Below are 24,557 nucleotides of genomic sequence, written 5' to 3'. Positions count from 1 at the left end.
AAGTAAAATCTATAGGTAAATTTAGTTAAGAAGGTGTAAAAAAAGAAAAACCTATTCGTCAAGAACAGGTTTTATAATTATAGTAGTTTAAAACTTTATTCTTTTTCTGATATTCGACGTAATTCGGCCATTTTTATTGCGGCAATTGCAGCTTCGGTTCCTTTATTTCCATGAACTCCTCCACTTCTATCAATCGATTGTTGCTCATTATTATCGGTCAATAAACAAAAGATAACTGGAACATCAGTTTGTACATTTAAATCTTTAATTCCTTGGGTTACGCCTTCGCAAACAAATTCAAAGTGCATGGTTTCACCTTTAATAACGCATCCTATTGTAATTACAACATCAACATTTTGGGTAACAATCATACGTTGCGCTCCATAAACTAGTTCAAAACTACCGGGAACATTCCAACGAATGATATTTTCTTGTACCGCACCGCAATCTAAAAGCGCAGTTAAAGCGCCGTTATAAAGCCCTTCGGTAATGTGATCGTTCCACTCTGAAACAACAATCCCAAACCGAAAATCTTTCGCATTTGGGATTGTGTTTTTATCGTAATTTGATAAGTTCTTATTAGCTGTAGCCATTTTTATAGTTTTCAGTCCTCAGTTTACAGTGTTCAGAAAAGCATTAAACTGCAAACTGGACATTGAATACTGAATACTAATTACTGCGCCATTCCAATTAAAGCATCAATATTTTGAGCTTCAGGAGTTGCCTCGTATTTTTCTTTTATTTCAGTAAAATATTTTAAAGCCGATGCTTTGTTTCCTAATTCTAAAGCAGTTTGTCCTGCTTTAAATAAATATTTAGGTGTTGTAAATTCGTTAGTGTTTAAACGAGCGGCTTTTTCATAGTATTCTAATGCTTTGTTTGCATCATTTTTTTCTGACCACGCATCTCCAATAGCACCTAATGCAATTGAGCTTAAAAAATTATCTTTAGAAGAGAATTTCTCTAAATATTGAATTGCAGTATCGTATTTTTTCAAATATAAATTTGCAATACCTGCATAATAGTTGGCAATGTTACCAGAATCTGTTCCTGCATATTGCTCAGCAATTCCAACAGCACCTTGTTTTCCTTCAGATCCTTTTAAAACTAAATTGTATAATGAATCTTGTGATTTAGGATTCGTTGCATCTGCAGCCAATTGAAAGTTTTGTTGGGCTACAAATAAATCAGAAGTTGCTTCTTCTTCTTTAGGCTCTACAACAAATTTTTGATAAGATAAATATCCTACTGTAGCAATTACAACTACTAGTAAAGCATTTAAGATGTATTTTTGGTTTTTAGCAACCCAATCCTCAATTTTAGAAGCACCTTGATCAAGTGTATCAAAAGCTTTTGCTGTTGTACTATCTTTTTCGTCTACATTTGGTGTATCCTCGATAAAATTATTATCTAATTTTTCTTCTTTCTCTTTTGGAGTTTTGTAACCTCTTTTATTATAAGTTGCCATTTAATTTAAATTTAGTGTGTGCAAAAATAAAATATTTATTGATAATTAAAAGCGATTTTTATCGATATTTTTCAATAATTTGCAGGCACCTAAAAAAAGATTAAAATTAATACTGCTTTTTGTAGTATTTGCAAGCTGTAACACATGTTTTTAAAAAAGATATCTCTATTTAATTATAAAAATTTTTCGGAAGTTTCCTTCGAATTTGACGACAAAATAAACTGTTTTGTTGGTAAGAATGGTGTTGGAAAGACCAATGTGCTCGATGCAGTGTTTCACTTAGCAAATGGAAAAAGTTATTTTAATCCGCTTGCAGTTCAAAATATAAAGCACGATGAAGATTTTTTTGTAATTGATGGAACTTTTGAAAAAGCCAATCGCCAAGAACAGATTGTTTGCAGTTTTAAAAAAGGACAAAAGAAAATTTTAAAGCGAAATGGCAAAGCGTATGAAAAGTTTTCGGATCATATTGGATTTATTCCAGTGGTTATTATTTCTCCTGCCGACAACGATTTGATTATTGAAGGAAGTGAAACCCGAAGAAAATTTATGGACACGGTAATTTCACAACTGGACTCCTCCTATTTACAAACCTTAATTCAATATCATAAAATTGTAAGTCAGCGCAATGCCTTATTAAAATATTTTGCTCTTAATCATGTTTTTGAAAACGAAACTTTATCGATTTACAATGAACAACTAAATGACTTTGGAAATGTAATTTTTGAAAAAAGAAAAGAGTTTATTGCCGCATTTTTACCCATTTTTAATAAACACCATCAAGCCATTACTGGATCGGGAGAGTCGGTACAATTAGTTTACGAAAGTCATTTACTTGAAAAGGATACCTTAACGCTATTAGAGCAGAATTTAGCAAAAGACAGAGCTTTGCAATATACTTCGGTGGGAATTCATAAAGACGATTTGGTTTTTCAAATTGATTCCTACCCTATCAAAAAATTCGGATCACAAGGTCAGCAAAAGTCCTTTTTAATTGCATTAAAATTGGCTCAATTCGAATTTGTAAAAAAACAATCCGGGGAGAAACCCATTTTACTATTGGATGATATTTTCGATAAACTTGATGAAACTCGGGTTGGTAAAATTGTAGAAATGGTTAATCAAGAAGAATTTGGACAATTATTCATTTCTGATACGCATCCCGAACGAACAGAAAACATTGTAAAAACTACGCATCAGAGTTACAAAATATTTAACTTGTAACTATTTGAATTAAATCAAAAAAAGAGTATGATCACAAAAGAAGCTTTGCAATTTTTAAACGATTTGATTGCCAATAACAACACCGAGTGGATGCACGCAAATAAAAAGCGTTACGAAGGTTATAAAAAAGATTATCATCAATTTATTGGTTCCATTTTATCAGAGATGAAGCAGTTGGATCCGTTTTTAGAACCATTAGAAATTAAAAATTGCACTTTTAGAATCAATAGAGACATTCGTTTTTCAAAAGACAAATCGCCCTACAAAACCAATATTGGCGTTTGGATGTCACAGGATAGAAATCAAAAAAACGCACCCGGATACTATATTCATTACGAACCTGGAAATTGTTTTATTGCAGGTGGCGTATGGTGTCCGGAAGCCAATGAATTGAAAAAAATTAGAAAAGAAATTGAATTTTTTCATGATGATTTAGAAGAAATTGTTTCAAATAAAAATTTCAAAAAAGAGTTTGGCCAATTGGATCGAGGGGAAAATAATGTATTGAAAAAAGCACCGAAAGATTTTGATCCAAATCATCCTGCAATTGAATTTTTAAAATTAAAAAGTTTCACAACAACTCATAAAATTAATGAATCTGTATTTACCGATGCAAATTTCAGCAAAAAAATAGCAGGGCAATTAATTCTGTTAAAACCATTAAATGACTTTCTAAGAAGAGGCTTAGAAACCGATGAATAAATTCAATTAAAAATACAAATTAAGAAATTCTAATTTAGTTACTTTTGTAAATCACATTTCGAAATTACTTATGCAAATTCAAAATAACTTTTCCTTAAAAAAACACAACACCTTTGGCATTGAAGCGAAAGCAAAACAATTTGTTGCCGTTCATTCGATTGAAGAGTTGAAACAAATTTTAGCAACTTATAAAACGGAAGCCAAATTTATTTTGGGTGGAGGAAGCAACATGCTATTGACTCAGGATATTAATGCTTTAGTAATTCATGTTGATTTAAAAGGAAAGAAAATCATCAAGGAAGACGATGATTATGTTTGGGTTGAAAGTCAAGCAGGAGAAGTGTGGCATGAATTTGTTTTGTGGTCAATCGATCAAAATCTTGGTGGATTAGAAAATATGTCGCTTATACCAGGTAATGTTGGCACTACCCCGGTTCAAAATATTGGTGCTTACGGCACCGAGATAAAAGACACTTTTGTTTCTTGCACTGCCGTAAATATTGACTCGCAAGAACTGAGAACTTTCACTAAAGAGGAATGTAAATTTGGCTATCGTGAAAGCATTTTCAAGCAAGAAGCCAAAGATCAATATGTAATTACATCGGTGGTTTTCAAACTAACCAAAAGAAACCATAAAATAAACACCGCTTATGGTGACATTACCAAAGAATTAGAAAAAAACAACATAGTTACTCCAACTCTAAAAGAGGTTTCTAACGCGGTAATTGCCATTCGCCAAAGCAAACTACCCGATCCGAAAGAATTAGGAAATAGTGGAAGTTTTTTCAAGAATCCAATAATCCCAAAGGAATTGTATGAAAAAGCACATGCGCAGTTTCCAGAAATGCCACATTATGTAGTTTCTGAAACCGAGGTTAAAGTTCCTGCAGGATGGTTAATCGAACAAGCTGGATTTAAAGGGAAACGCTTTGGAGATGCCGGAATTCATAAAAATCAGGCCTTAGTTTTAGTAAATTATGGCAATGCAACAGGGCAAGAAATTCTTGCAGTTTCAAGAGACATTCAAGCTACAGTTTTAAATAAATTTGGGATTGCAATTGAAGCGGAAGTGAATGTGATTTAATTCGAAAATTTCACTTGTCATATTTCGTATTTCAAAATTGAATTTTGTACTTTTGCACTCGTTAAAAAAAAGACAATAAAGCCATTATGCTACTAATTTTACTTTGTTTATTTATTGCTGTTGTAGTTGTTCAATTTATATATTACATCGTGTTTTTTGGCAAATTTTCATTTGCTAAACCACAAGTCTCAACTCCAAAAAGAGTACCCATTTCTGTAATTGTATGCGCTAAAAACGAAGAAGAAAATGTAAAGAACTTTATTCCTTTATTAGCACAACAAAACTATCCCGATTACGAAATTGTATTAATTGATGATGCTTCAAGCGACGATACCTTAGAATTATTTGAAGCTTTTGAAAAACAATATTCCAATGTGAAATTGGTTAAAGTAGAAAATAACGAAGCTTTTTGGGGAAATAAAAAATTTGCACTTACCCTTGGAATTAAGGCGGCGAAAAACGAATATCTTTTATTTACAGACGCCGATTGCTATCCGGTTTCCACTGAATGGATTAAAGAAATGAGCTCACAATTTACCATCGAAAAAACAATCGTTTTAGGATATGGTGCTTATGAAAAAGTCAAAAATTCCTTTTTAAATAAGATCATTCGTTTTGAAACAATGCTTACTGCAACCCAATATTTTTCTTGGGCAAAATTAGGCAAACCTTATATGGGAGTTGGAAGAAATATGGCTTATAAAAGAGAAGAGTTTTTTAAAGTCCGTGGATTCATGGATCACATGAAAATTAGATCTGGAGATGATGATTTATTCATAAACCAAGCGGCAAACTCAAAAAACACAACAATTTGTTATTCTGCAGAAAGCTTTACATTCACAAAACCAAAAACTAGTTTTAAAGAATGGTTTGCACAAAAAAGAAAACATATTGCAACATCTGAACATTATAAAGGATTTGACAGAGCACAATTGAACCTGTTTTATATTTCCCAATTATTATTTATATTAATTCCTATTATATTACTTGCATTCCAATATCAATGGATTGTAGTGCTTAGTATTATTGGATTTCGCTATATTTTTGCATGGACAACAATGGGATTCGCAGCAGGAAAACTAAAAGAAAAAGATGTAATGTATTGGTTTCCAATAATTGAAGTAATTATTATATTTACTCAATTAAATATTTTCTTTTCTAATATGTTCTCAAAACCGGTGCAGTGGAAATAATTTCCTATATAGAAAAAGCTAAGAATGGTGACCAAGTGGCATTCACATTTATACTAGATCATTATTGGAATGAAGTGTATGGCTTTATGCTTAAACGCACCGAAAATGAAACCGATTCGGAAGATATTACTATAGAGACTTTCTCCAAGGCATTTGATAAATTAGCTACTTATAATCCAGAATATCAATTTAACACTTGGCTGATTGCTATTGCCAAAAATGTACACATTGATTTACTTCGCAAAAAAAAGTCAAGTTTATTTGTAGAAATCACAGAAGATCAAGACCAACAAGCACATAATGTAGCTGATAATTCCCCGTCTGCAGAAGACGAAATTATTACGGAGCAAAACCTAGCTCAACTTCTTCAGTTCATAAAAGAGCTAAAACCTCATTATCAAGAAGTAATACAATTGCGTTATTTTCAAGAGATGAGCTACCAGGAAATTTCAGAACAATTAAATGAGCCTTTAAGTAATGTTAAAATCAAATTACTTAGAGCCAAAAAACTACTTGCAGAGATTATCCAAAATAAGCATTAAGAATAATTCCTATTAGTAACAAATTTGAAGTTAAATCATAAAATTTAGATTTTTTTTCAGAATTGTTTTTCTTATTTCTAAATCCAATATACTTATCTTTGCTATCGAAAAATTAAGGCATGGAATCAATTTCTGAAAATACATTACCTGTAGGTAAACCAAAGTGGCTCAAGGTTAAATTGCCAATTGGACAAAAATACACCGAATTAAGAGGCTTAGTAGATAACTATAAGTTAAACACTATTTGTGCATCGGGCAGCTGTCCAAATATGGGCGAATGTTGGGGAGAAGGAACTGCAACTTTTATGATTCTTGGAAACATTTGCACCCGATCTTGTGGATTTTGCGGAGTAAAAACTGGCCGTCCAGAAACGGTTGATTGGGATGAACCCGAAAAAGTGGCTCGCTCTATAAAGATCATGAAAATTAAGCATGCCGTAATTACAAGTGTAGATCGAGACGATCTTAAAGATATGGGTTCTATCATTTGGCTTGAAACAGTTCAAGCGATTCGAAGAATGAATCCAAACACAACCTTAGAAACTTTAATCCCAGACTTTCAAGGAAACACTAGAAATATTGACCGAATTGTTGAAGCCAATCCAGAGGTGGTTTCTCACAACATGGAAACCGTTCGAAGATTAACAAGAGAAGTTCGTATTCAAGCAAAATACGATAAGAGCTTAGAAGTGTTGCGCTATTTGAAAGAAAAAGGAATCCGTAGAACCAAATCGGGAATCATGCTTGGACTTGGAGAAACCGAGGTAGAAGTTATTGAAACCATGCAAGATATTCGCAATCAAAATGTAGACATCATTACTATTGGACAGTATTTACAACCAAGTAAAAAACACCTTCCGGTAAAAGAATATATCACTCCAGAGCAATTTGAAAAGTATGAAAAAATAGGAAAAGAAATGGGGTTCCGTCATGTTGAAAGTGGCGCCTTAGTTCGTTCTTCTTATCATGCTGAAAAACACATCCTTTAATTCAACTAATTGAAAACAAGAATTGCCATAAACGGTTTTGGAAGAATTGGAAGAAATCTTTTTAGGTTGCTCCTTAATCATCCAAATATTGAAGTCGTTGCAATTAATGATATTGCAGACAACAAAACCATGGCACATCTTATCAAATATGACAGTATTCATGGTGTTTTGCCTTATGCTGTTTCCTATTCTGATAAAGCAATTATAGTAGACGGGAAAGCATATTCATTTTTTCATGAAAGTGAAATTTCAAATTTACAATGGAACGATATCGACTTTGTAATTGAAGCAACCGGAAAATATAAATCCTTTACTGAGATAAATGCCCATATTGCAGCTGGAGCAAAAAGAGTAATTCTTTCTGCACCATCAGAAGTTTCCGAAATAAAAACTGTGGTTCTTGGAGTTAACGAACATATCTTAGACGGAACAGAAATTATTGTTTCCAATGCAAGTTGCACAACGAATAATGCGGCACCCATGATGCAAGTGATTCATGATTTGTGTGGCATTGAACAAGCTTACATCACTACAGTTCACTCCTACACCACCGATCAAAGTTTGCACGATCAACCCCATCACGATTTACGAAGAGCACGAAGCGCAAGTCAATCGATTGTTCCTACTACCACTGGGGCGGCAAAAGCGCTGACTAAAATATTTCCAGAATTGGATGGTAAAATTGGAGGTTGTGGAATTCGAGTTCCTGTTGCAGATGGTTCCTTAACGGATATCACTTTTAATGTGAGCCGAAAAGTAGCTATTGAAGAAATTAATTTGGCATTTAAAAAAGCTGCAGAAACTAACTTAAAAGGCATCCTAGATTACACCGAAGATCCTATTGTATCTGTGGATATTATTGGCAATAAAAATTCCTGTGTTTTTGATGCACAACTTACCTCTGTCATCGATAAAATGGTCAAAGTGGTGGGTTGGTATGATAATGAAATTGGTTATTCGTCTCGAATAATAGACTTAATTCAATTTATCAATAAGTAATTAATACTGGGAAATCAATTCTTTTATTAATTTTCGAACAGAAGGTTCTGCTTTTTCTGCAGCCTTCAACACTTCGGCATGATTGACTTCTTCAATATTTTCCTCATCACCCATATCGGTAACTACAGACAATCCGAAAACTTCCATATCCATATGGCGCGCCACAATAACTTCGGGAACGGTAGACATCCCTACACAATCAGCACCAATATTTTTAACCATTCGGTATTCTGATAAAGTTTCAAATGTAGGTCCTTGCAATCCCATATAAACACCTTCCTGAACTTCAATATTTAGCGAGGCAGCAATTTGTTTTGCTTTAAACAACATGGCTTTACTATAGGGCTCGCTCATATTTACAAAACGGGGGCCAAATCGCTCGTCATTTTTTCCTCTTAACGGATGTTCGGGCATCATATTAATATGATCTTTTATCAAAATAATGGAACCGATTTTATAGTTAGGATTCACGCCACCTGAAGCATTTGAGACAACTAATTTAGAAACTCCTAACATTTTCATCACCCTTACCGGAAAAGTCACTTGCTTCATATCATAGCCTTCATAATAATGAAAACGACCTTGCATTGCCACAACTTTTTTGTTTCCTACAGTTCCAAAAACTAGAGCGCCTTTATGACCTTGAACTGTTGATATTGGAAAATTTGGGATTTCAGAATAAGAAATACTGTATTCAATTTGGATGTCTTCGGTGAAACCACCTAAACCAGATCCTAATATCACACCATATTCTGGAGTAAAACTGAATTTACTTTGAATAAAACTAACGGTTTCTTGAACTTGCTCCCACATAATTTTTTATTTTATTATCTAATTCTTCACTTTTTGAAAGAAAATTACTTTTAATTGGCAAATAATAAATTGGGGCATTTAAGTTTCGATTAGCTAATCGCACAAAATCTTTTTCAGTCGTAATTATGATTTTGTTTTTTGCTTTGTCTTCAATTTGTTGAATGTCTTTTTCGGTAAAAAAATGATGATCAGGAAATACCATGCATTCGTCATTTGCAGCATTTAGATGTTTAAAAAACGGCTCTGGTTTAGCAATACCTGCAACAACAAGTTTATCTAACGATATTACTTCACTTAGTTTTTTGCTTTCATTTTGATTATAAACCAAATCATCATAATCAATAAAGCTAAAAAAAACAGGGACCTTTGCTCCTATTTTTTCCTTTATATTTTGCTGTTCCATTTCTGATAAATCTCTAGGGCATTTGGTAATGATAATTAAATCGGCACGACTTGCTCCGCTTCTACTCTCTCGAAGATTTCCTGTTGGAAGCATGAAATCTTTATAAAATAAATCATCAAAAGCAGAAAGCATTATATAAAAACCAGCTTTCACTCGTCGGTGTTGAAATGCATCGTCTAACAAAATAACATCAGGCTTCTCTTTTAAAGAAAGTAATTTTTCAATTCCATTTTTTCTATCCGCATCCACAGCAACTTGAACTTGGGAAAATTTCTGATGTATTTGAAAAGGTTCATCTCCAAGAATTTCAGCAGAAGAATTAGAATCTGCTAAAATAAAACCAGTTGATTTTCGCTTGTAACCTCTGCTTAAAGTGGCCAATTTATAGTTTGGCGAAAGCAACCGAATTAAATATTCTATTTGAGGGGTTTTTCCTGTTCCACCCACACTAAGATTTCCAACAGCAATTACGGGAATGTCAAACGAAAATGACTTTAGAAATCCAACATCATAAAGGAAATTTCGCACAGAGGTTATCCATCCATAAAGAATGGCAAAAGGAAATAATAAATACCTTAAAATAATCATAGTACGAAAGTAACATTTTTTTATCTTTGGAATGTATTTTATTTTAAAAACACATAATGAAAATAAAAGAAATCATTACAATTCTAGAAGAAATGGCTCCTTTGGCTTACGCCGAAGATTTTGACAATGTAGGACTGTTAGTTGGGAATGAAGATGAAAATGCAACTGGAATATTAATTTGCCATGATGCATTAGAATCTGTTGTGGATGAAGCTATTGCTAAAAAATGCAATCTAATTGTATGTTTTCATCCAATAATTTTTTCGGGAATGAAAAAAATTACTGGAAAAAATTATGTAGAACGTGCTGTACTAAAAGCAATAAAAAATGATATTGCTATTTATGCTGTACATACTGCACTAGACAATCATAAAAACGGAGTGAACAAGATTTTTTGTGATGCGCTTGGACTAGTGAATACTAAAATATTGGTTCCAAAATCTAATTTTATTCAGAAACTTATTACTTACACAATCCCAGAAAATGCAGAACAAGTTAGAAATGCATTATTTGAAGCTGGCGCAGGAAAAATAGGAAATTATGAAGATTGCAGTTTTAATTCTCAAGGAATAGGAACTTATATGGGAAATGAAAATAGCAATCCTGAAATTGGAGAGCGACTTGAATTTGTTGAAGCCAAAGAAATTAAAATTGAAGTAACTTTTGAAAAACATTTGCAAAGTAAAATTCTGAAAGCATTATTTAAAAATCATGTTTATGAAGAAGTTGCTTATGAAATTTACGATTTGCAAAATCAACATCAAAACATTGGCCTAGGAATGGTGGGAGAATTAGAAAAGCCACTGTTTGAAGATGAATTTTTATCGTTTGTAAAATCAAAAATGCAATGTGGCGGAATTAGACATTCATCTCTATTAGGAAAATCAATAAAAAAGGTAGCCGTACTTGGAGGTTCTGGAAGTTTTGCTATAAAAAATGCAATTCAAGCTGGAGCAGATGTTTTTTTAACAGCCGATTTGAAATACCATAACTTTTATGAAGCTGAAAACAAGATACTTATAGCCGATATTGGTCACTATGAAAGTGAAAGATATACAAAAAATTATATTGTTGACTATCTTAAAGAAAAAATTACTAATTTTGCAATCGTTTTATCAGAAGAAAATACTAATCCTGTTAAGTACATATAGAAAATGGCTACTAAAAAAGAATTGAGCGTTGAAGAAAAATTAAGAGCGCTTTACGATTTACAAATTATCGATACAAGAATTGACGAAATTAGAAATGTAAGAGGTGAATTACCTCTTGAGGTGGAAGATCTTGAAGATGAAGTAGCGGGTTTAACTACTCGTTTAGAAAAATTAGAATCAGACTTAGTTACAATTGAAGATAGTATCAAAGCTAAAAAATTAGCTATTGAAAACCACCAATTAGCTATTAATAAATATACAGAACAACAAAAAGAAGTTCGTAATAATAGAGAATTTAATTCTTTAACAAAAGAAGTTGAGTTTCAAGAATTAGAAATTCAATTAGCTGAAAAACAAATCAAAGAATTGAAGGCTTCTACAGAACACAAAAAAGAAGTTATAGCTAATTCTAAAGAAAAATTAGAACAAAAATCGAATCACTTAATGCATAAAAAAGCTGAATTAAGTGAGATTATGGCTGAAACTGAAAAAGAAGAAGCCTTTTTAATTAAATCATCTAATGAATATGAAGGTGCTTTAGAAGAAAGACTATTAGGAGCTTACAAAAGAATTCGTTCAAGTGTAAGAAATGGCTTAGCTATAGTTTCTATTGAAAGAGGTGCTTCTGCAGGATCTTACTTCACTATTCCTCCACAAACACAAGTTGAAATTGCAGCTAGGAAAAAGATCATCACCGATGAGCATTCTGGTAGAATCTTAGTTGACGCAAGTTTAGCTGAGGAGGAAAGAGAAAAAATGGAGAAATTATTTGCAAAAATGTAATATCTTAAATCCCGATTAAATCGGGATTTTTTTATGAAAAAAAATATTCAGAATATTCTTGTTAAAAGTATTGGAGGTTCCATTAACCTTTTAAGCTATGTTGCTCCCAAGCAATCATTAGCTTTGGCGTATAAATTATTTAGCGAACCTAGAAAAGGTAAAATCAACAAAAACAAAATACCCAAAACTCTACAAAAATGCACCTTGCAAACACACCAACTGGGTGGTCAAGAATTTTGCACCTACCATTGGGAAGGAAATAACGAAGTGATTTTACTTGCGCACGGATGGGAAAGCAATGCCTCTAGATGGAAAAAAGCATTACCTTATCTTAAGAAAACCGGAAAAACTATCATTGCAATGGATGCTCCTGGACATGGATTTAATACAAATAAAGAATTCAATGTGCCATTATATTCTGAGTTTATTGAATTACTTGTAAAAAAATACAATCCTTCAATTGCTATTGGACATTCTATCGGAGGAAATGCTTTGGCGTATTTTCAAAAAAATTACACACATAATTTTGAAAAATTAATATTAATCGGTGCACCGAGTGATTTTAAGATAATTATGAATAATTATTTTAAAATGTTGGGATACAATAACAAATTGCAAATGCAGTTTCAAAATTATGTTTGGAATAGATTTAATATTAAAATCGATGATTTTAATGCCTCTGACTTTTTAAAAGACTGCACTATTAAAGGAATTGTAGCACACGATCAAAAAGATTACATGGTATTAGTTGACGAAGGAAAGAAAATTGCTAATTCCTGGAAAACTTCAGAATTTATAATTACAAATGGATTAGGCCATAGCATGCACGACGCTAATTTGTATAAAAAAATTGTGGATTTTATAGCGTCCTAATTTTTAAACTACCAAAAAACAAAAATATTTATTATTTCAAATTGATTACTTTTACCAAATGGAAGAGCAACTTGTACGCATTAATAAATTTTTATCTGAAACGGGCTTTTGCTCCCGTAGAGAAGCCGATAAACTAATTGAGCAAGGAAGAGTTACTATCAATGGAGTCGTACCTGAAATGGGTACAAAAATATCTTCAAATGATGAAGTTCGTGTAAACGGAAAATTAGTCCGTGAAAACAGAAAAAAGAGAATCTATTTAGCTTTTAATAAACCTGCCGGAATTGAGTGCACAACCAACCAAGATGTTAGAGATAATATTGTTGATTATATAAATTACAATGAGCGTATTTTTCCAATTGGAAGATTAGACAAAGCCAGTGAAGGTTTAATTTTTATGACAAACGATGGTGATATTGTAAATAAAATATTACGAGCTAGAAACAATCATGAGAAAGAATATATTGTTACGGTAAACCGACCAATAACTGATCGATTTATTGAGCGAATGGCAAATGGAATTCCGATTCTAGATACCGTTACCCGAAAATGTAAAGTTGAGCAGGTTAGTAAATTTGTTTTTAGAATAATTCTAACTCAAGGTTTAAATAGGCAAATTAGAAGAATGTGCGAATATCTAGATTATGAAGTTACCGCTCTAAAACGAACTCGAATAATCAATATTTCTCTGGATGTTCCGCTAGGAAGATTTCGTGAATTAACAGATAAAGAAATTGAAGAGCTTAATCAATTAATAGAACCATCAAGCAAGACAGAAGAAGCTAGTTTACCTAAAATTATTAAATATAAATAATTCATTTTCAATTATTTAAACTAAATTAATTAAACTATATATAGAATAAAAAATGAGCATCGATAAAAACATCAAAACCGAAATAGATCGTTACCTAAAATACAATTACTCCAAAAAAGATGTTGTTGCTTATTTAAAAAGAGATGGATTTAGCGACACCGAAATAAAAGAAAATATTAGTGTTTTCAACAAGGCAGATTCAAATTATTTTAGCAATGTCTTGCACTTTTTACCAGTCTTGCTATTCTTAATTTTAACTACTCTTTCCTTTATAGGGCTATTTTATTCTGAAGAACATTTGTTTAAAAAAGTTGGCTTTATCATAACAACATTAGCACTAATTTATACAACTATTGGATTTTGCAAAAACAGACCGGCTTTCATTATCACAACTGGTGTATTGATTTTGATTTCAACAATCTATTATAGTTACACCTTTTTAATTGTTTGAGGAGTGGATGAATTTGGATTTTCACTAAGCCTAACGTCAAAAATAATAGTATTAGCTTTACATCTATTAACTTTAAGAGGATGCTATAAAATATATAAAGCAGTTAATTAAATAGCTTATATGTTTTTCTTCATGATAAAATCATCCATTACATAGCCATTTCCAATTTCTACAACAACAGAATCTGCGATTTCAAATTGGTTATGTAAATAAAAATCTTTGGCTTTATTGTATTTGTTTACATTCAGAATTAATGCAGAATTGGAGTTCTTATTTGCATTTTCTTGAATATAATTAATCAATTCCTTCCCTACTCCCTTGCCCTGAATTTCAGGCAAAACATAAAGTTTGTGGATTTTTGTATAATTAGATTCATCATAATTTAACTCATACGAAGCAAAACCAATAAAATCAGTATCAATCTTAGCCAAAAGAAAAACATTTTTGTTTCTCAATTGATTACTTAACGAATTGTCGCTATACATCATATTCATCATGTAATCCAATTGCTCTTGAGACAAAATAGCACCATATGCTTCTGGCCAAATAGCTTTAGCCAGATTTTGTATGATTCCCAATTGAGATTCAGCAGCGACAGTAATGGTCATTTATTTTCTAGCTCGGTTTTGCTCTCTTGCTAAAAGAGTGTTTTTTAACAACATAGCAATTGTCATTGGACCAACGCCTCCTGGAACCGGAGTGATGAACGATGCTTTTTTGGAAACATTTTCAAAATCAACGTCACCAACAATTTTATATCCCTTTTCAGAAGTTTCATCAGCAACACGAGTGATACCCACATCAATTACAACTACATCATCTTTCACCATTTCAGCTTTTAAATAATTTGGAACTCCTAAAGCAGTAATAATAATATCGGCCTGAGAAGTAATTTGATTGATGTTTTTAGTGTGACTGTGCGTCAAAGTTACGGTTGAATTCCCTGGGAATTGATTTCTTCCCATCAAGATACTCATTGGCCTACCAACAATATGGCTGCGCCCAATTATTACAGTATGTTTACCGTCCGTTGGCACCTTATATCGCTCCAATAATTCTAATATACCAAACGGTGTAGCCGGAATAAAAGTACTCATATCTAATGCCATTTTACCAAAATTCTCTGGATGAAAACCATCCACGTCTTTACTCGGATCAATAGCATTAATTACGCTTTGTGTATCAATTTGCTTTGGCAAAGGCAACTGAACAATAAATCCATCAATATCTTCATTTTGATTTAGCTCCTCAATTTTCTTAAGCAATTCGGTTTCGGAAGTAGTACTTGGCATTTTCACCAAAGAAGACTCAAAACCTACTCTTTCGCATGCTTTCACTTTACTACCAACATAAGTCAAGCTAGCCCCATCATTACCAACAATTACCGCAGCTAAATGCGGAACTTTCTCTCCGTTATCTTTCATTTTCTGAACTTCGGCAGCAATTTCGTTTTTAATATCTTCTGATACTTTTTTTCCGTCTAAAATAGTCATTTCTAAATATTTGTGTGTTGTTGTTTGTATTTTTAATTTAATAAAAAAGACGTGATAATTCACGTCTTACTTTTACATTTTAGGCATACCTCCTGGCATTCCACCCATCATGCGCATCATGTTTTTTCCGCCTGGACCTTGCATCATTTTCATCATTTTGCTCATCTGTTCGAATTGCTTCATCAGTTGATTTACCTCTTCTATTTTTCTACCAGATCCTTTTGCAATTCTGGTTTTTCTTTTCATATCAATTATTGAAGGTCTACTTCTTTCAATTGGAGTCATTGAATAAATAATAGCTTCAACATATTTAAAAGCATCATCTTCAATTTCTACATCTTTCATTGCTTTTCCAGCACCAGGAATCATTCCTATTAAATCTTTCATGCTTCCCATTTTTTTGATTTGTTGAATTTGAGACAAGAAATCATCAAAACCGAATTCATTTTTAGCAATTTTCTTCTGTAATTTTCTAGCTTCTTCTTCGTTATATTGCTCTTGAGCTCTTTCCACTAAAGACACAACATCTCCCATTCCCAAGATACGATCAGCCATACGAGAAGGATAAAACACATCAATCGCGTCCATTTTCTCGCCAGTACCCACAAACTTAATTGGCTTGTTAACTACCGATTTAATGGTAATTGCAGCTCCACCTCTAGTATCTCCATCTAATTTTGTAAGAATTACTCCGTCAAAATTAAGTCTGTCATTAAATGCTTTTGCTGTATTAACCGCATCCTGACCAGTCATTGCATCAACAACAAACAAAGTTTCATGTGGCTGAATTGCTTTATGAACATTCGCAATTTCGGTCATCATTTCTTCATCAACCGCCAAACGACCTGCAGTATCGACAATTACTACATTAAAACCATTTGCTTTAGCATAAGCAATAGCTTTTAATGAAATATCAACTGGATTTTTATTTTCTGGCTCTGAATATACTTCTACACCTATTTGATCTCCAACAACATGCAATTGATTAATCGCCGCAGGACGATAAATATCACAAGCAACCAAAAGTGGTTTTTTATTCTTTTTTGTTTTAAGGTAATTAGCTAATTTACCAGAGAATGTAGTTTTCCCTGACCCTTGCAACCCCGACATTAAAATAACTGTTGGATTCCCAGATAAATTAACTCCAGCCGCATCACCACCCATTAATTCAGTCAATTCGTCTTTGACTAATTTAACCAATAATTGCCCTGGCTCAAGAGTTGTTAATACATTTTGACCCATTGCTTTTTCTTTTACTTTAGTAGTAAAATCTTTAGCAATTTTAAAGTTAACATCGGCATCTAGTAAAGCACGACGCACTTCTTTTAAAGTATCGGCAACATTTACTTCTGTAATTTTTCCATGTCCTTTTAAGATATGGAATGCTTTATCTAGTTTTTCGCTTAAATTATTAAACATATTTGGTGGGATTATCTAAAAATAAAATGCAAATTTAATCAATTAGACCGAAGTATAAAGTAATAAATAAAAAAAACCACTCGAAAATCGAATGGTTTTTTTTATGAAATTATTATTGTTATTTAATTTTTTTCGAAAGTTAAATAATCTGTTCCTCCATTACCTCCACTTACATCAATTAATTGAATTTTAGTAGATGTATATGTTACAATATCCCAATCATCTGTAAGATCAGCAAAATTCGCTGGTGTAGTGAATCCAATGTTAAAATCTAAATCATTATTTGGATTATCATCATTACTATTACTTGATGTTACCGACCAAGTTCCGTTGTATGTATTGGAACCATTTGTTGCTATTAAAGCACTACCTGAGCCAAAAGTAAAATTATAACCCGTAAAATTTGAAGTCTTAATTGTTCCTGAATCGTTATACAGTGTTATCTTCCATGTTCCTTGATTAACCGTATTTATTACCGGTGTAGGATCAGCTGCTGAATTTGAATTATTATCATCACTACTACACATTGAGGCAACGTTTAGCATAAATATGCAAATTAAAACTGGAATTAATTTTAAAATTTTCATAGATGTAAAAGTTTAAAAGTTAAATAATTATTTTCAAAAGTATGACATTTATAATAACTAACAAATTTTCAAAATATTGTACTAGCAAGTTAATTACATTCTTTCCGGAACTTCAATTCCTAATAACTGAAAAGCTAATTTTATAGTTTCAGCTACTTTATTAGACAACTGCACTCGGAATATTTTTTTAGCTTCATTTTCTTCCCCAAGAATTGAAACTGTTTGATAAAATGAATTGTATTCTTTTACTAATTCATAGGTGTAATTCGCAACTAATGCTGGACTATGATTGCTTGCAGCATCTTGAATTACTTGAGGAAACAACGCAATTTGCTTCAATAATTCTTTCTCCTTAGAATGAATTGTATCTAAAGCGACAGTAACACTTAAATCAAAATCTGCTTTACGTAAGATAGATTGAATACGAGCATAAGTATACTGAATAAAAGGACCTGTATTTCCTGCAAAATCAACTGATTCTTCAGGATTAAACATCATCGATTTTTTCGGATCTACTTTAAGCATATAATATTTTAAGGCTCCAAGCCCAATTGTTTTATATAAGTTATCTTTTTCTGCGTCTGAATATCCATCAAGCTTTCCTAATTCCTCAGAAATAGATTTTGCAGTGGCTGTCATTTCCTCCATCAAATCATCAGCATCTACAACAGTTCCTTCACGAGATTTCATTTTACCAGAAGGCAATTCAACCATTCCATAGGATAAATGATATAGATTTTCAGCCCATGCAAATCCTAATTTTTTCAAAATCAGGAACAGTACTTTGAAGTGATAATCTTGCTCGTTACCTACAGTATAAACCATTCCGCCTACATCTGAAAAATCTTTAACCCTCTGAATAGCAGTGCCAATATCTTGCGTCATATAAACTGCCGTTCCATCTGAACGAAGTACAATTTTTCTATCTAAACCATCAGGTGTTAGATCAATCCAAACAGAACCATCGGGATCTTTTTCGAATATTCCTTTTTCTAATCCAAATTGAACAACTTCTTTTCCTAAAAGATAGGTATTTGATTCGTAATAATAAGAATCGAAATCAACACCTAAATTAGTATAAGTTTTCTCAAATCCATCATATACCCATTGATTCATGGTTTTCCATAATTCAATTACCTCAGGCTTTCCAGCTTCCCAATCAAGCAACATTTGTTGTGCCTCGATCAAACTTGGAGCTAGTTTTTTTGCATCATCTTCTGATTTACCTTGAGCCATTAAAGCCGAAATTTCTGCTTTATAAACCTTATCAAATTGAACATAAAAATTACCAACTAGCTTGTCTCCTTTTAAACCCGTTGACTCTGGAGTTTGTCCTTCGCCATATTTTTTCCAGGCCAACATCGATTTACAAATATGAATTCCTCTATCGTTTATGATTTGGGTTTTGTATACTTTTTTTCCTGCAGCTTTTAATATTTCTGCCACTGAATAACCCAAAAGATTGTTCCGAATATGACCAAGATGCAGTGGCTTATTGGTGTTAGGGGAAGAATATTCTACCATTACCGCATTCGCATTTCCGTTATTTGCAGAAGCGGAAACAAAACCAAAAGTGGAATTTTCCTTTATTGAATTGAAAAAATCTAAATAATAAGCGTCTGAAATTACAATATTCAAGAAACCTGCTACAACATTAAATTTTTCAACTTCTTTGATATTTTCAACCAAATATGTTCCAATTTTAGTGCCAATATCAACTGGATTCCCTTTAATTGTTTTTAATAAGGGAAAAATAACTACAGTAATATCTCCTTCAAAATCTTTCCTAGTTGCCTGATATTCAATTTTTTCAATAGTAGCACTAAATTGCTTTTGAATTGCTTCAAAAATAGCTGGAGATAAAATTTCTTGTAATGACATTATATTGTTTTTTAAAGGTGCAAAGATAGAATTTTATTAACAAAATTAGGTGTTGCTATATAATCAAATATGATAAAAAAAACTCGAATTGCAATTCGAGTTTTAAATTATTATTACCATTTAATTATTGCACTTGCCCATGTAAATCCACTTCCAAAAGCAGCCAATACTATGTTGTCTCCTTCTTTTATTTTTCCTTGTTCCCATGCTTCTGTCAATGCAATCGGAATAGAAGCAGCTGTAGTATTACCGTATTTTTGAATATTATTAAAAACTTGGTCGTCATTTAAATCAAACTTTTTTTGAATGAATTGAGAAATTCTCAAATTAGCTTGGTGCGGAATTAGCAAATCAATATCTGAAACTTGAAGATTATTTGCTTGCAAAGCTTCAATAATAACTTCTGTAAATCTTACAACTGCATTTTTAAATACAAATTGACCATTCATATGTGGAAAATAACTTTCGTCATCTGGACTATTATCCTCTAAAATATCTGTTATCCAACGACCTCCCATGCCTGGAGCAAGTAAAGCCAACTCTTTTGCATGTTCCCCTTCTGAATGTAAATGTGTTGAAAGAATACCTTTTGATGGATTTTCCTCTCTACTCAATACAGCAGCTCCTGCTCCATCGCCAAAAATCACAGAAACACCTCGACCACGATCGGTCATATCCAATCCTAAAGACTGAAGTTCTGATGCAACAACTAAAATATTTTTATACATTCCGGTTTTAATAAATTGATCTGCTACCGAAAGTGCATAAACAAAACCAGAACACTGATTTCTGATATCTAACGCTCCAATGGTTTTTAGTCCAAGTTCATGTTGCAAAGCGACACCAGGACCAGGAAAATAATAATCTGGGGAAATTGTTGCAAAAACTATAAAATCAATATCTTGATAATCAACACCAGATCTTTCAATAGCAATCTTTGCTGCTTTTACTCCCATTGTCGTAGTAGTATCTTCACCTTTAACTATGTGTCGTCTTTCTTTTATACCGGTGCGCTCTTGAATCCACTCGTCTGTGGTATCCATTATTTTAGACAGATCATCATTTGTTATTATATTATCTGGAACATAATAACCTAAACCACTTATTTTAGATTGGAACATTGTAAATGAATTTAAAATATTGGCATAAAATTATAGAAAAGGGATGATGAAATCTAATTTTATTTTTAATTATTAAAAAAAGCAGCTATTATAGCTGCTTTTTTAATAAAATGTTATTGAAAAAATTATATTTTAGTCACAATGAATTCACTTCTTCTATTAGCTTGATGTTCCTCATCGCTACATTTCACACCATCTGTACAAGCATTCATTAATTGACTTTCTCCATAACCTTTATATGTTAGTCGATTTTTACTTATCCCATGATTAATTAACCATTTTTTAGTTGAATTTGCTCTATTCTGAGATAAAATTCTGTTATATTCTGAAGTATTTCTAGAATCAGTATGTGAACGAATATCAATTTCCATTTGCGGATATTGGTTCATAACTTCAACTATTTTAGACAATTCTATTTCTGCATCAGGACGGATATTATATTTATCTAAATTAAAATGTATTGGATTGATATTATATAATTTCATTAAATCATCTGATTTATGAATTATTTTGGTTCCAGTTACAGGGATCTCTAAATAAGTATTTTCCCCTTCCTTTATTTTCAATTCCTGAGTTAATAATATAGAAGTATCTTGCTTTTCAATTTTTAAATAACAAATCTTGTCGCATTCTTGCAATCCAAAATCAAACTTTCCGTCTTTACCAGTAATAAGCTCTTGAAGAACTTTATTGTCTGCATCCAAAAGCGAAACTTTAACATTAAACAATGGCAAACCTGAATCTTTATCTACTATAATACCGTCTAGATTTTGTTCACATTTAATGAATAATTTTTTTGTTTGCTTTATCTTATAAATATCATCACTACCTACTCCACCAATACGATTAGAAGTTACATAACCATAGCCAGAACTTTCATTTATCAAAAAACCAAAATCATCGTAAGAACTATTTACTGGCTCGCCAACATTTATTGGATTTCTAAAACTATTGTCTTTATTCATTTTTGAAACAAATATATCCAATCCTCCAAGACCTGGATGTCCATCTGTGGCAAAATACAATTCACCTGATTTAGTTAACATTGGAAAAGTTTCACGTCCTTCAGTATTAATTACAGGCCCTAAATTAGTTGGAGCTCCAAAAGTACCATCTTCATTAATTGCAACTTTATAAATATCAGATTGTCCATATGTTCCAGGCATATCCGAGGCGAAGTAAAGCGTATGCTCATCATCACTTAATGTTGGGTGCGCTACATTATAATTATCACTGTTAAAAGAAAGCTCTTTAATATTTGTCCACTTTTCACCATTTAAAGTTGCTCGATACAATTTTAACAATGTAGTTTTATCTGCATCAGCACCTAACTTTCCTTTTATATAATTATTTCTAGTGAAGTAAACTGTTTTTCCATCTTTTGTAAATACAGGAGAAGATTCATTTACTCTAGAATTTATTTTTGAACTAAATTTTTTAGGATTAGTCAATAATCCTTCCGAAATAATATCTGCTTTATACAGATTGGTAAAACCTTCACCCGTCCAAGAATGACGTCTATTAGAGAAACTTCCCGTATCTTTAGCAGAGGCAAAAACAATTTTATTATTATAAAAAGCACTGCCAAAATCAGAATATTTAGAATTTATTCCAGCATTTTCAAATTCATAACGGCCCGAATTGCTTTTTATTTCTTCCAAATAATCCAAATGAGATTTAGCTAATTTTGACCTTAAATCATTACTTTTTATTTTATTAAACTTAAGCATTATACTATCCGCTTTAGAATAATTTTTAATTGCTTTGAGAGATTGAGCATATCGATAATAGTATTCCGAATCAATATTTTGACTAAAGTTAAATAATTCAGAATACCATTTAGAAGCATTTTCTAAATCAGCTTTAAAATAATAGGCATTACCTAAATTTTGCAATAAATCTTGGGACTTATTTCCATTTGATATTAACTTTTCATAATTTTTAATAGCAGAAACATAATTAAAATTATTATATTCTTTATCTGCTTTGATATCTTTGTTATTTTGTGAATAGTTACTTATTGAAGCTAAACACAATAATGATAGAATTATATTATTACTATTTTTCACAATTATATTTTTTTTAGAAAATTTCAAAATGTTTGCTTTCATGATTTCAATATTTTTAGAAGAATCTTGGAGAAACAATTCTGTTTTGACGATTGAACAATTCAAATCTTAAAAATAATTCATGAGAACCCGAATTATAATGAGTTAGATTAGTAGTATCTAGATCGTATCCATATCCTATATAAAGTCCGTCATTAATTTGAAATCCAGCCATTAAGCTTGCTGCAGCACTCCATCTCCAAGCAGCACCTAGAGTAAACTTATCATTGAATAAAAAATTAGCCGATAAATCTAATTGCAATGGAGCTCCTTCAACCAATTTACTTAGAAAAGCTGGCTTAAATTTTAAATTAGAATTTAAGTCAAATACATATCCTCCGATTAAATAGTAGTTCATTTTTTCTTTATAAACTGCATAATCCGAATCACTGTACCTCTTGGTTTGAAAAAAATTTGGAATAGAAAACCCTAAATAAGATTTATCCGAATGCAAATAAATTCCTGCGCCAATATTAGGTGAAAATCTATTTGTATATGTCTGTAGAGAATTATCAGCAGTGTAAATATTTAATTTAGATGCATCAAAACTAAATAAATCAATAGAACCTTTAACACCAAATGACAATTTAAATGTTTCCGAAGTTTTTATAGTATGAGATACATCAGCTGAAATATTATTTTGATCAGTTGGGCCAAGCCTATCATTTACAAACGACAAGCCAACCCCTAAGTTAGTATTTTCAATAGGTGAATTAATAGTAATTGCATTTGTTACCGGAGCACCATCTAATCCTACCCATTGAGATCTATGTAGTCCAAATACACTTAATACACCTCGAGATCCAGCATATGCAGGGTTTATATTAATTGTATTATACATATATTGAGTATATTGTGAATCTTGTTGCGAAAAACTAACCAAACTCACTAACAATAAAGAAGTAATAATTATTTTTGTTTTCATAATTTTAATTTTAATCAAAGAAACTTAAAATTAAGTGTCTTTGACATTTTAATATTTTCTTATTTTGTTAAATAAAGGAAACCTGATTTAGACGAAATTATTCCATTAATATCTTTATATTTTAAAATATAATAATAGGTTCCATTAGGCAATGCATTAGATTGATTAATGGTAACTCTACCTTCAGAATATCCATTAAATACTCTCGTATTATTATCATAACCTTCTACATCATATACTTTGACGCCCCATCTATTATATATTTCAACTGAATTATCGGTAAAACAATCTAAACCTCTAATATAAAAATAATCATTATTTCCATCATTATTTGGTGTTACGGCATTAAAAACTTCAACTTCACAGCCTTTTATAACGGTAATTGTCGCTGAATTACCAGAATTACTTGTGCTATCAGATAAGTCATTTACAATTATTCCAGAAGGTGCAGTTCCAAATACAGTTGCTTGATTACTTACGCTTCCGTTAATTATATCTTGTACTGTAACAGTATAAGTAGCGTTAAAAGAAGTAGAGTCAACATTTCCAACTCCTAGAGAAATTGGACCGCCAGTAACTAAAACTCCAGGAAGTGGATCATTCAAGTTAATATTTGTTAACGGAACTAAACCGGTATTAGTAATCACAAAAGTATAAATTATATTTTCACCAACTTGAGCAATTCCATCTTGATTTATATCATCAAGTTGTGCAGTTTTAATTAATGCTATACTAGAACAATTAATATTATTAACTGGATTAATAACAACTGGTAAAGTTATCGGCGATAAACATCCATTAATAGCGGAAGAAATCGTATAACTTCCTGAAGGAGCTGTAACTGTACCTGCTAAAATTGTCACACCTGTTGATGGTGTTACGGTGTAGGTATAAGAAGCGTTATAATTCGTTATTGCAAAACTTCCTGTTGATACATTACATGTTG

25 protein-coding genes are annotated in these 24,557 nt (G+C 31.8%); 12 read left to right on the top strand and 13 right to left on the bottom strand.

Going from position 1 to position 24,557, the window contains the following annotated elements; genetic code table 11:
* Window positions 1-95: 95 nt before the first annotated feature.
* Window positions 96-593: a 6,7-dimethyl-8-ribityllumazine synthase gene (ribH, locus tag ABWO08_RS08840; RefSeq protein WP_353085271.1), complete on the bottom strand. Its 498-nt coding sequence runs from the start codon at window positions 591-593 to the stop codon at window positions 96-98.
* Between the two features lie 80 nt (window positions 594-673).
* Complete coding sequence (locus ABWO08_RS08835) at window positions 674-1,468, bottom strand: tetratricopeptide repeat protein (protein ID WP_353085269.1); 795 nt, start codon at window positions 1,466-1,468, stop codon at window positions 674-676.
* 144 nt (window positions 1,469-1,612) lie between these two features.
* Between ABWO08_RS08835 and recF the strand changes: the two genes are divergently transcribed.
* The 7 genes from recF to gap all read left to right on the top strand — a co-directional run bounded on the left by recF (window position 1,613) and on the right by gap (window position 8,201).
* Complete coding sequence (recF, locus tag ABWO08_RS08830) at window positions 1,613-2,692, top strand: DNA replication/repair protein RecF (protein ID WP_353085267.1); 1,080 nt, start codon at window positions 1,613-1,615, stop codon at window positions 2,690-2,692.
* A 27-nt stretch (window positions 2,693-2,719) separates the two neighbouring features.
* Window positions 2,720-3,394 (top strand): DUF2461 domain-containing protein, encoded by a 675-nt coding sequence (locus tag ABWO08_RS08825; protein WP_353085265.1) that lies wholly within the window; start codon window positions 2,720-2,722, stop codon window positions 3,392-3,394.
* A gap of 70 nt (window positions 3,395-3,464) precedes the next feature.
* On the top strand, window positions 3,465-4,478 hold the full coding sequence (gene murB / locus ABWO08_RS08820) for a UDP-N-acetylmuramate dehydrogenase (protein WP_353085264.1): 1,014 nt from the start codon (window positions 3,465-3,467) through the stop codon (window positions 4,476-4,478).
* A gap of 86 nt (window positions 4,479-4,564) precedes the next feature.
* Entirely contained in the window at window positions 4,565-5,671 is a 1,107-nt protein-coding gene (locus tag ABWO08_RS08815; protein WP_353085262.1) for a glycosyltransferase, read from the top strand.
* The gene (locus tag ABWO08_RS08810; protein ID WP_353085260.1) at window positions 5,662-6,213 is read left to right on the top strand and encodes an RNA polymerase sigma factor; all 552 of its coding nucleotides are present in this window, start codon (window positions 5,662-5,664) and stop codon (window positions 6,211-6,213) included. The genes ABWO08_RS08815 and ABWO08_RS08810 overlap by 10 nt, the downstream gene beginning before the upstream one ends.
* 119 nt (window positions 6,214-6,332) lie before the next feature.
* On the top strand, window positions 6,333-7,202 hold the full coding sequence (gene lipA, locus ABWO08_RS08805; RefSeq protein WP_353085258.1) for a lipoyl synthase: 870 nt from the start codon (window positions 6,333-6,335) through the stop codon (window positions 7,200-7,202).
* Window positions 7,203-7,211: 9 nt separating this feature from the next.
* Window positions 7,212-8,201 (top strand): type I glyceraldehyde-3-phosphate dehydrogenase, encoded by a 990-nt coding sequence (gene gap / locus ABWO08_RS08800; protein WP_353085256.1) that lies wholly within the window; start codon window positions 7,212-7,214, stop codon window positions 8,199-8,201.
* On the opposite strand, the gene ABWO08_RS08795 is transcribed toward gap, so the two are convergent.
* A complete protein-coding gene (locus tag ABWO08_RS08795; RefSeq protein WP_353085254.1) occupies window positions 8,202-9,014 on the bottom strand; it encodes a purine-nucleoside phosphorylase in 813 nt (270 codons plus the stop codon).
* A complete protein-coding gene (gene lpxK, locus ABWO08_RS08790) occupies window positions 8,986-10,005 on the bottom strand; it encodes a tetraacyldisaccharide 4'-kinase (RefSeq protein ID WP_353085252.1) in 1,020 nt (339 codons plus the stop codon). Before lpxK ends, ABWO08_RS08795 begins: the two co-directional genes overlap by 29 nt.
* A 56-nt stretch (window positions 10,006-10,061) precedes the next feature.
* Between lpxK and ABWO08_RS08785 the strand changes: the two genes are divergently transcribed.
* From ABWO08_RS08785 to ABWO08_RS08765, 5 genes are read left to right on the top strand one after another with little or no spacing between them, the layout of a single operon-like run.
* Window positions 10,062-11,156: a Nif3-like dinuclear metal center hexameric protein gene (locus ABWO08_RS08785; protein WP_353085250.1), complete on the top strand. Its 1,095-nt coding sequence runs from the start codon at window positions 10,062-10,064 to the stop codon at window positions 11,154-11,156.
* A gap of 3 nt (window positions 11,157-11,159) precedes the next feature.
* Entirely contained in the window at window positions 11,160-11,939 is a 780-nt protein-coding gene (locus ABWO08_RS08780; RefSeq protein WP_353085248.1) for a zinc ribbon domain-containing protein, read from the top strand.
* Window positions 11,940-11,972: 33 nt separating this feature from the next.
* The gene (locus ABWO08_RS08775; protein ID WP_353085247.1) at window positions 11,973-12,812 is read left to right on the top strand and encodes an alpha/beta fold hydrolase; all 840 of its coding nucleotides are present in this window, start codon (window positions 11,973-11,975) and stop codon (window positions 12,810-12,812) included.
* A 58-nt stretch (window positions 12,813-12,870) separates the two neighbouring features.
* Window positions 12,871-13,626, top strand: coding sequence for a 23S rRNA pseudouridine(2604) synthase RluF (gene rluF, locus ABWO08_RS08770; RefSeq protein ID WP_353085245.1), 756 nt, complete (start codon window positions 12,871-12,873; stop codon window positions 13,624-13,626).
* A 52-nt stretch (window positions 13,627-13,678) separates the two neighbouring features.
* Window positions 13,679-14,077, top strand: a complete 399-nt coding sequence (locus tag ABWO08_RS08765; protein WP_353085243.1) for a hypothetical protein — start codon at window positions 13,679-13,681, stop codon at window positions 14,075-14,077.
* Window positions 14,078-14,193: 116 nt separating this feature from the next.
* Here the strand turns inward: ABWO08_RS08765 and ABWO08_RS08760 are convergent, their stop codons facing one another.
* From ABWO08_RS08760 to ABWO08_RS08720, 9 genes are all read right to left on the bottom strand, one after another.
* On the bottom strand, window positions 14,194-14,685 hold the full coding sequence (locus tag ABWO08_RS08760) for a GNAT family N-acetyltransferase (RefSeq protein ID WP_353085241.1): 492 nt from the start codon (window positions 14,683-14,685) through the stop codon (window positions 14,194-14,196).
* Window positions 14,686-15,570, bottom strand: coding sequence for a bifunctional 5,10-methylenetetrahydrofolate dehydrogenase/5,10-methenyltetrahydrofolate cyclohydrolase (locus tag ABWO08_RS08755; protein WP_353085240.1), 885 nt, complete (start codon window positions 15,568-15,570; stop codon window positions 14,686-14,688).
* A gap of 72 nt (window positions 15,571-15,642) precedes the next feature.
* A complete protein-coding gene (gene ffh, locus ABWO08_RS08750; protein WP_353085238.1) occupies window positions 15,643-16,989 on the bottom strand; it encodes a signal recognition particle protein in 1,347 nt (448 codons plus the stop codon).
* 122 nt (window positions 16,990-17,111) lie between these two features.
* Window positions 17,112-17,576, bottom strand: a complete 465-nt coding sequence (locus tag ABWO08_RS08745) for a hypothetical protein (RefSeq protein WP_353085237.1) — start codon at window positions 17,574-17,576, stop codon at window positions 17,112-17,114.
* Window positions 17,577-17,669: 93 nt separating this feature from the next.
* Complete coding sequence (gene argS / locus ABWO08_RS08740; RefSeq protein ID WP_353085236.1) at window positions 17,670-19,457, bottom strand: arginine--tRNA ligase; 1,788 nt, start codon at window positions 19,455-19,457, stop codon at window positions 17,670-17,672.
* 113 nt (window positions 19,458-19,570) lie between these two features.
* Window positions 19,571-20,578, bottom strand: coding sequence for a 3-oxoacyl-ACP synthase III family protein (locus ABWO08_RS08735; protein WP_353085234.1), 1,008 nt, complete (start codon window positions 20,576-20,578; stop codon window positions 19,571-19,573).
* 125 nt (window positions 20,579-20,703) lie between these two features.
* A complete protein-coding gene (locus ABWO08_RS08730; RefSeq protein WP_502902968.1) occupies window positions 20,704-22,647 on the bottom strand; it encodes an OmpA family protein in 1,944 nt (647 codons plus the stop codon).
* A 55-nt stretch (window positions 22,648-22,702) separates the two neighbouring features.
* Window positions 22,703-23,611 carry a PorP/SprF family type IX secretion system membrane protein gene (locus ABWO08_RS08725; protein WP_353085231.1) on the bottom strand — a complete coding sequence of 303 codons (909 nt, stop codon included), beginning with the start codon at window positions 23,609-23,611 and terminating at the stop codon, window positions 22,703-22,705.
* 59 nt (window positions 23,612-23,670) lie between these two features.
* A partial coding sequence (locus ABWO08_RS08720) for a T9SS type B sorting domain-containing protein (protein ID WP_353085230.1) occupies window positions 23,671-24,557 on the bottom strand: 887 nt, incomplete at its 5' end.

Source organism: Flavobacterium sp., from assembly GCF_040383245.1.
GTDB lineage: Bacteria > Bacteroidota > Bacteroidia > Flavobacteriales > Flavobacteriaceae > Flavobacterium.
Note: the sequence above shows the minus strand (reverse complement) of the source record. Positions and strands in the feature narration are given on the sequence as shown.

Bases quoted from the DNA above. Each gene is read 5' to 3' on its own strand.
- ribH (WP_353085271.1), bottom strand. From the start codon at position 593: ATGGCTACAGCTAATAAGAACTTATCAAATTACGATAAAAACACAATC.
- ABWO08_RS08835 (WP_353085269.1), bottom strand. From the start codon at position 1,468: ATGGCAACTTATAATAAAAGAGGTTACAAAACTCCAAAAGAGAAAGAA.
- recF (WP_353085267.1), top strand. From the start codon at position 1,613: ATGTTTTTAAAAAAGATATCTCTATTTAATTATAAAAATTTTTCGGAA.
- ABWO08_RS08825 (WP_353085265.1), top strand. From the start codon at position 2,720: ATGATCACAAAAGAAGCTTTGCAATTTTTAAACGATTTGATTGCCAAT.
- murB (WP_353085264.1), top strand. From the start codon at position 3,465: ATGCAAATTCAAAATAACTTTTCCTTAAAAAAACACAACACCTTTGGC.
- ABWO08_RS08815 (WP_353085262.1), top strand. From the start codon at position 4,565: ATGCTACTAATTTTACTTTGTTTATTTATTGCTGTTGTAGTTGTTCAA.
- lipA (WP_353085258.1), top strand. From the start codon at position 6,333: ATGGAATCAATTTCTGAAAATACATTACCTGTAGGTAAACCAAAGTGG.
- ABWO08_RS08795 (WP_353085254.1), bottom strand. From the start codon at position 9,014: ATGTGGGAGCAAGTTCAAGAAACCGTTAGTTTTATTCAAAGTAAATTC.
- lpxK (WP_353085252.1), bottom strand. From the start codon at position 10,005: ATGATTATTTTAAGGTATTTATTATTTCCTTTTGCCATTCTTTATGGA.
- ABWO08_RS08785 (WP_353085250.1), top strand. From the start codon at position 10,062: ATGAAAATAAAAGAAATCATTACAATTCTAGAAGAAATGGCTCCTTTG.
- ABWO08_RS08780 (WP_353085248.1), top strand. From the start codon at position 11,160: ATGGCTACTAAAAAAGAATTGAGCGTTGAAGAAAAATTAAGAGCGCTT.
- ABWO08_RS08775 (WP_353085247.1), top strand. From the start codon at position 11,973: ATGAAAAAAAATATTCAGAATATTCTTGTTAAAAGTATTGGAGGTTCC.
- rluF (WP_353085245.1), top strand. From the start codon at position 12,871: ATGGAAGAGCAACTTGTACGCATTAATAAATTTTTATCTGAAACGGGC.
- ABWO08_RS08765 (WP_353085243.1), top strand. From the start codon at position 13,679: ATGAGCATCGATAAAAACATCAAAACCGAAATAGATCGTTACCTAAAA.
- ABWO08_RS08760 (WP_353085241.1), bottom strand. From the start codon at position 14,685: ATGACCATTACTGTCGCTGCTGAATCTCAATTGGGAATCATACAAAAT.
- ABWO08_RS08755 (WP_353085240.1), bottom strand. From the start codon at position 15,570: ATGACTATTTTAGACGGAAAAAAAGTATCAGAAGATATTAAAAACGAA.
- ffh (WP_353085238.1), bottom strand. From the start codon at position 16,989: ATGTTTAATAATTTAAGCGAAAAACTAGATAAAGCATTCCATATCTTA.
- ABWO08_RS08745 (WP_353085237.1), bottom strand. From the start codon at position 17,576: ATGAAAATTTTAAAATTAATTCCAGTTTTAATTTGCATATTTATGCTA.
- argS (WP_353085236.1), bottom strand. From the start codon at position 19,457: ATGTCATTACAAGAAATTTTATCTCCAGCTATTTTTGAAGCAATTCAA.
- ABWO08_RS08735 (WP_353085234.1), bottom strand. From the start codon at position 20,578: ATGTTCCAATCTAAAATAAGTGGTTTAGGTTATTATGTTCCAGATAAT.
- ABWO08_RS08725 (WP_353085231.1), bottom strand. From the start codon at position 23,611: ATGAAAACAAAAATAATTATTACTTCTTTATTGTTAGTGAGTTTGGTT.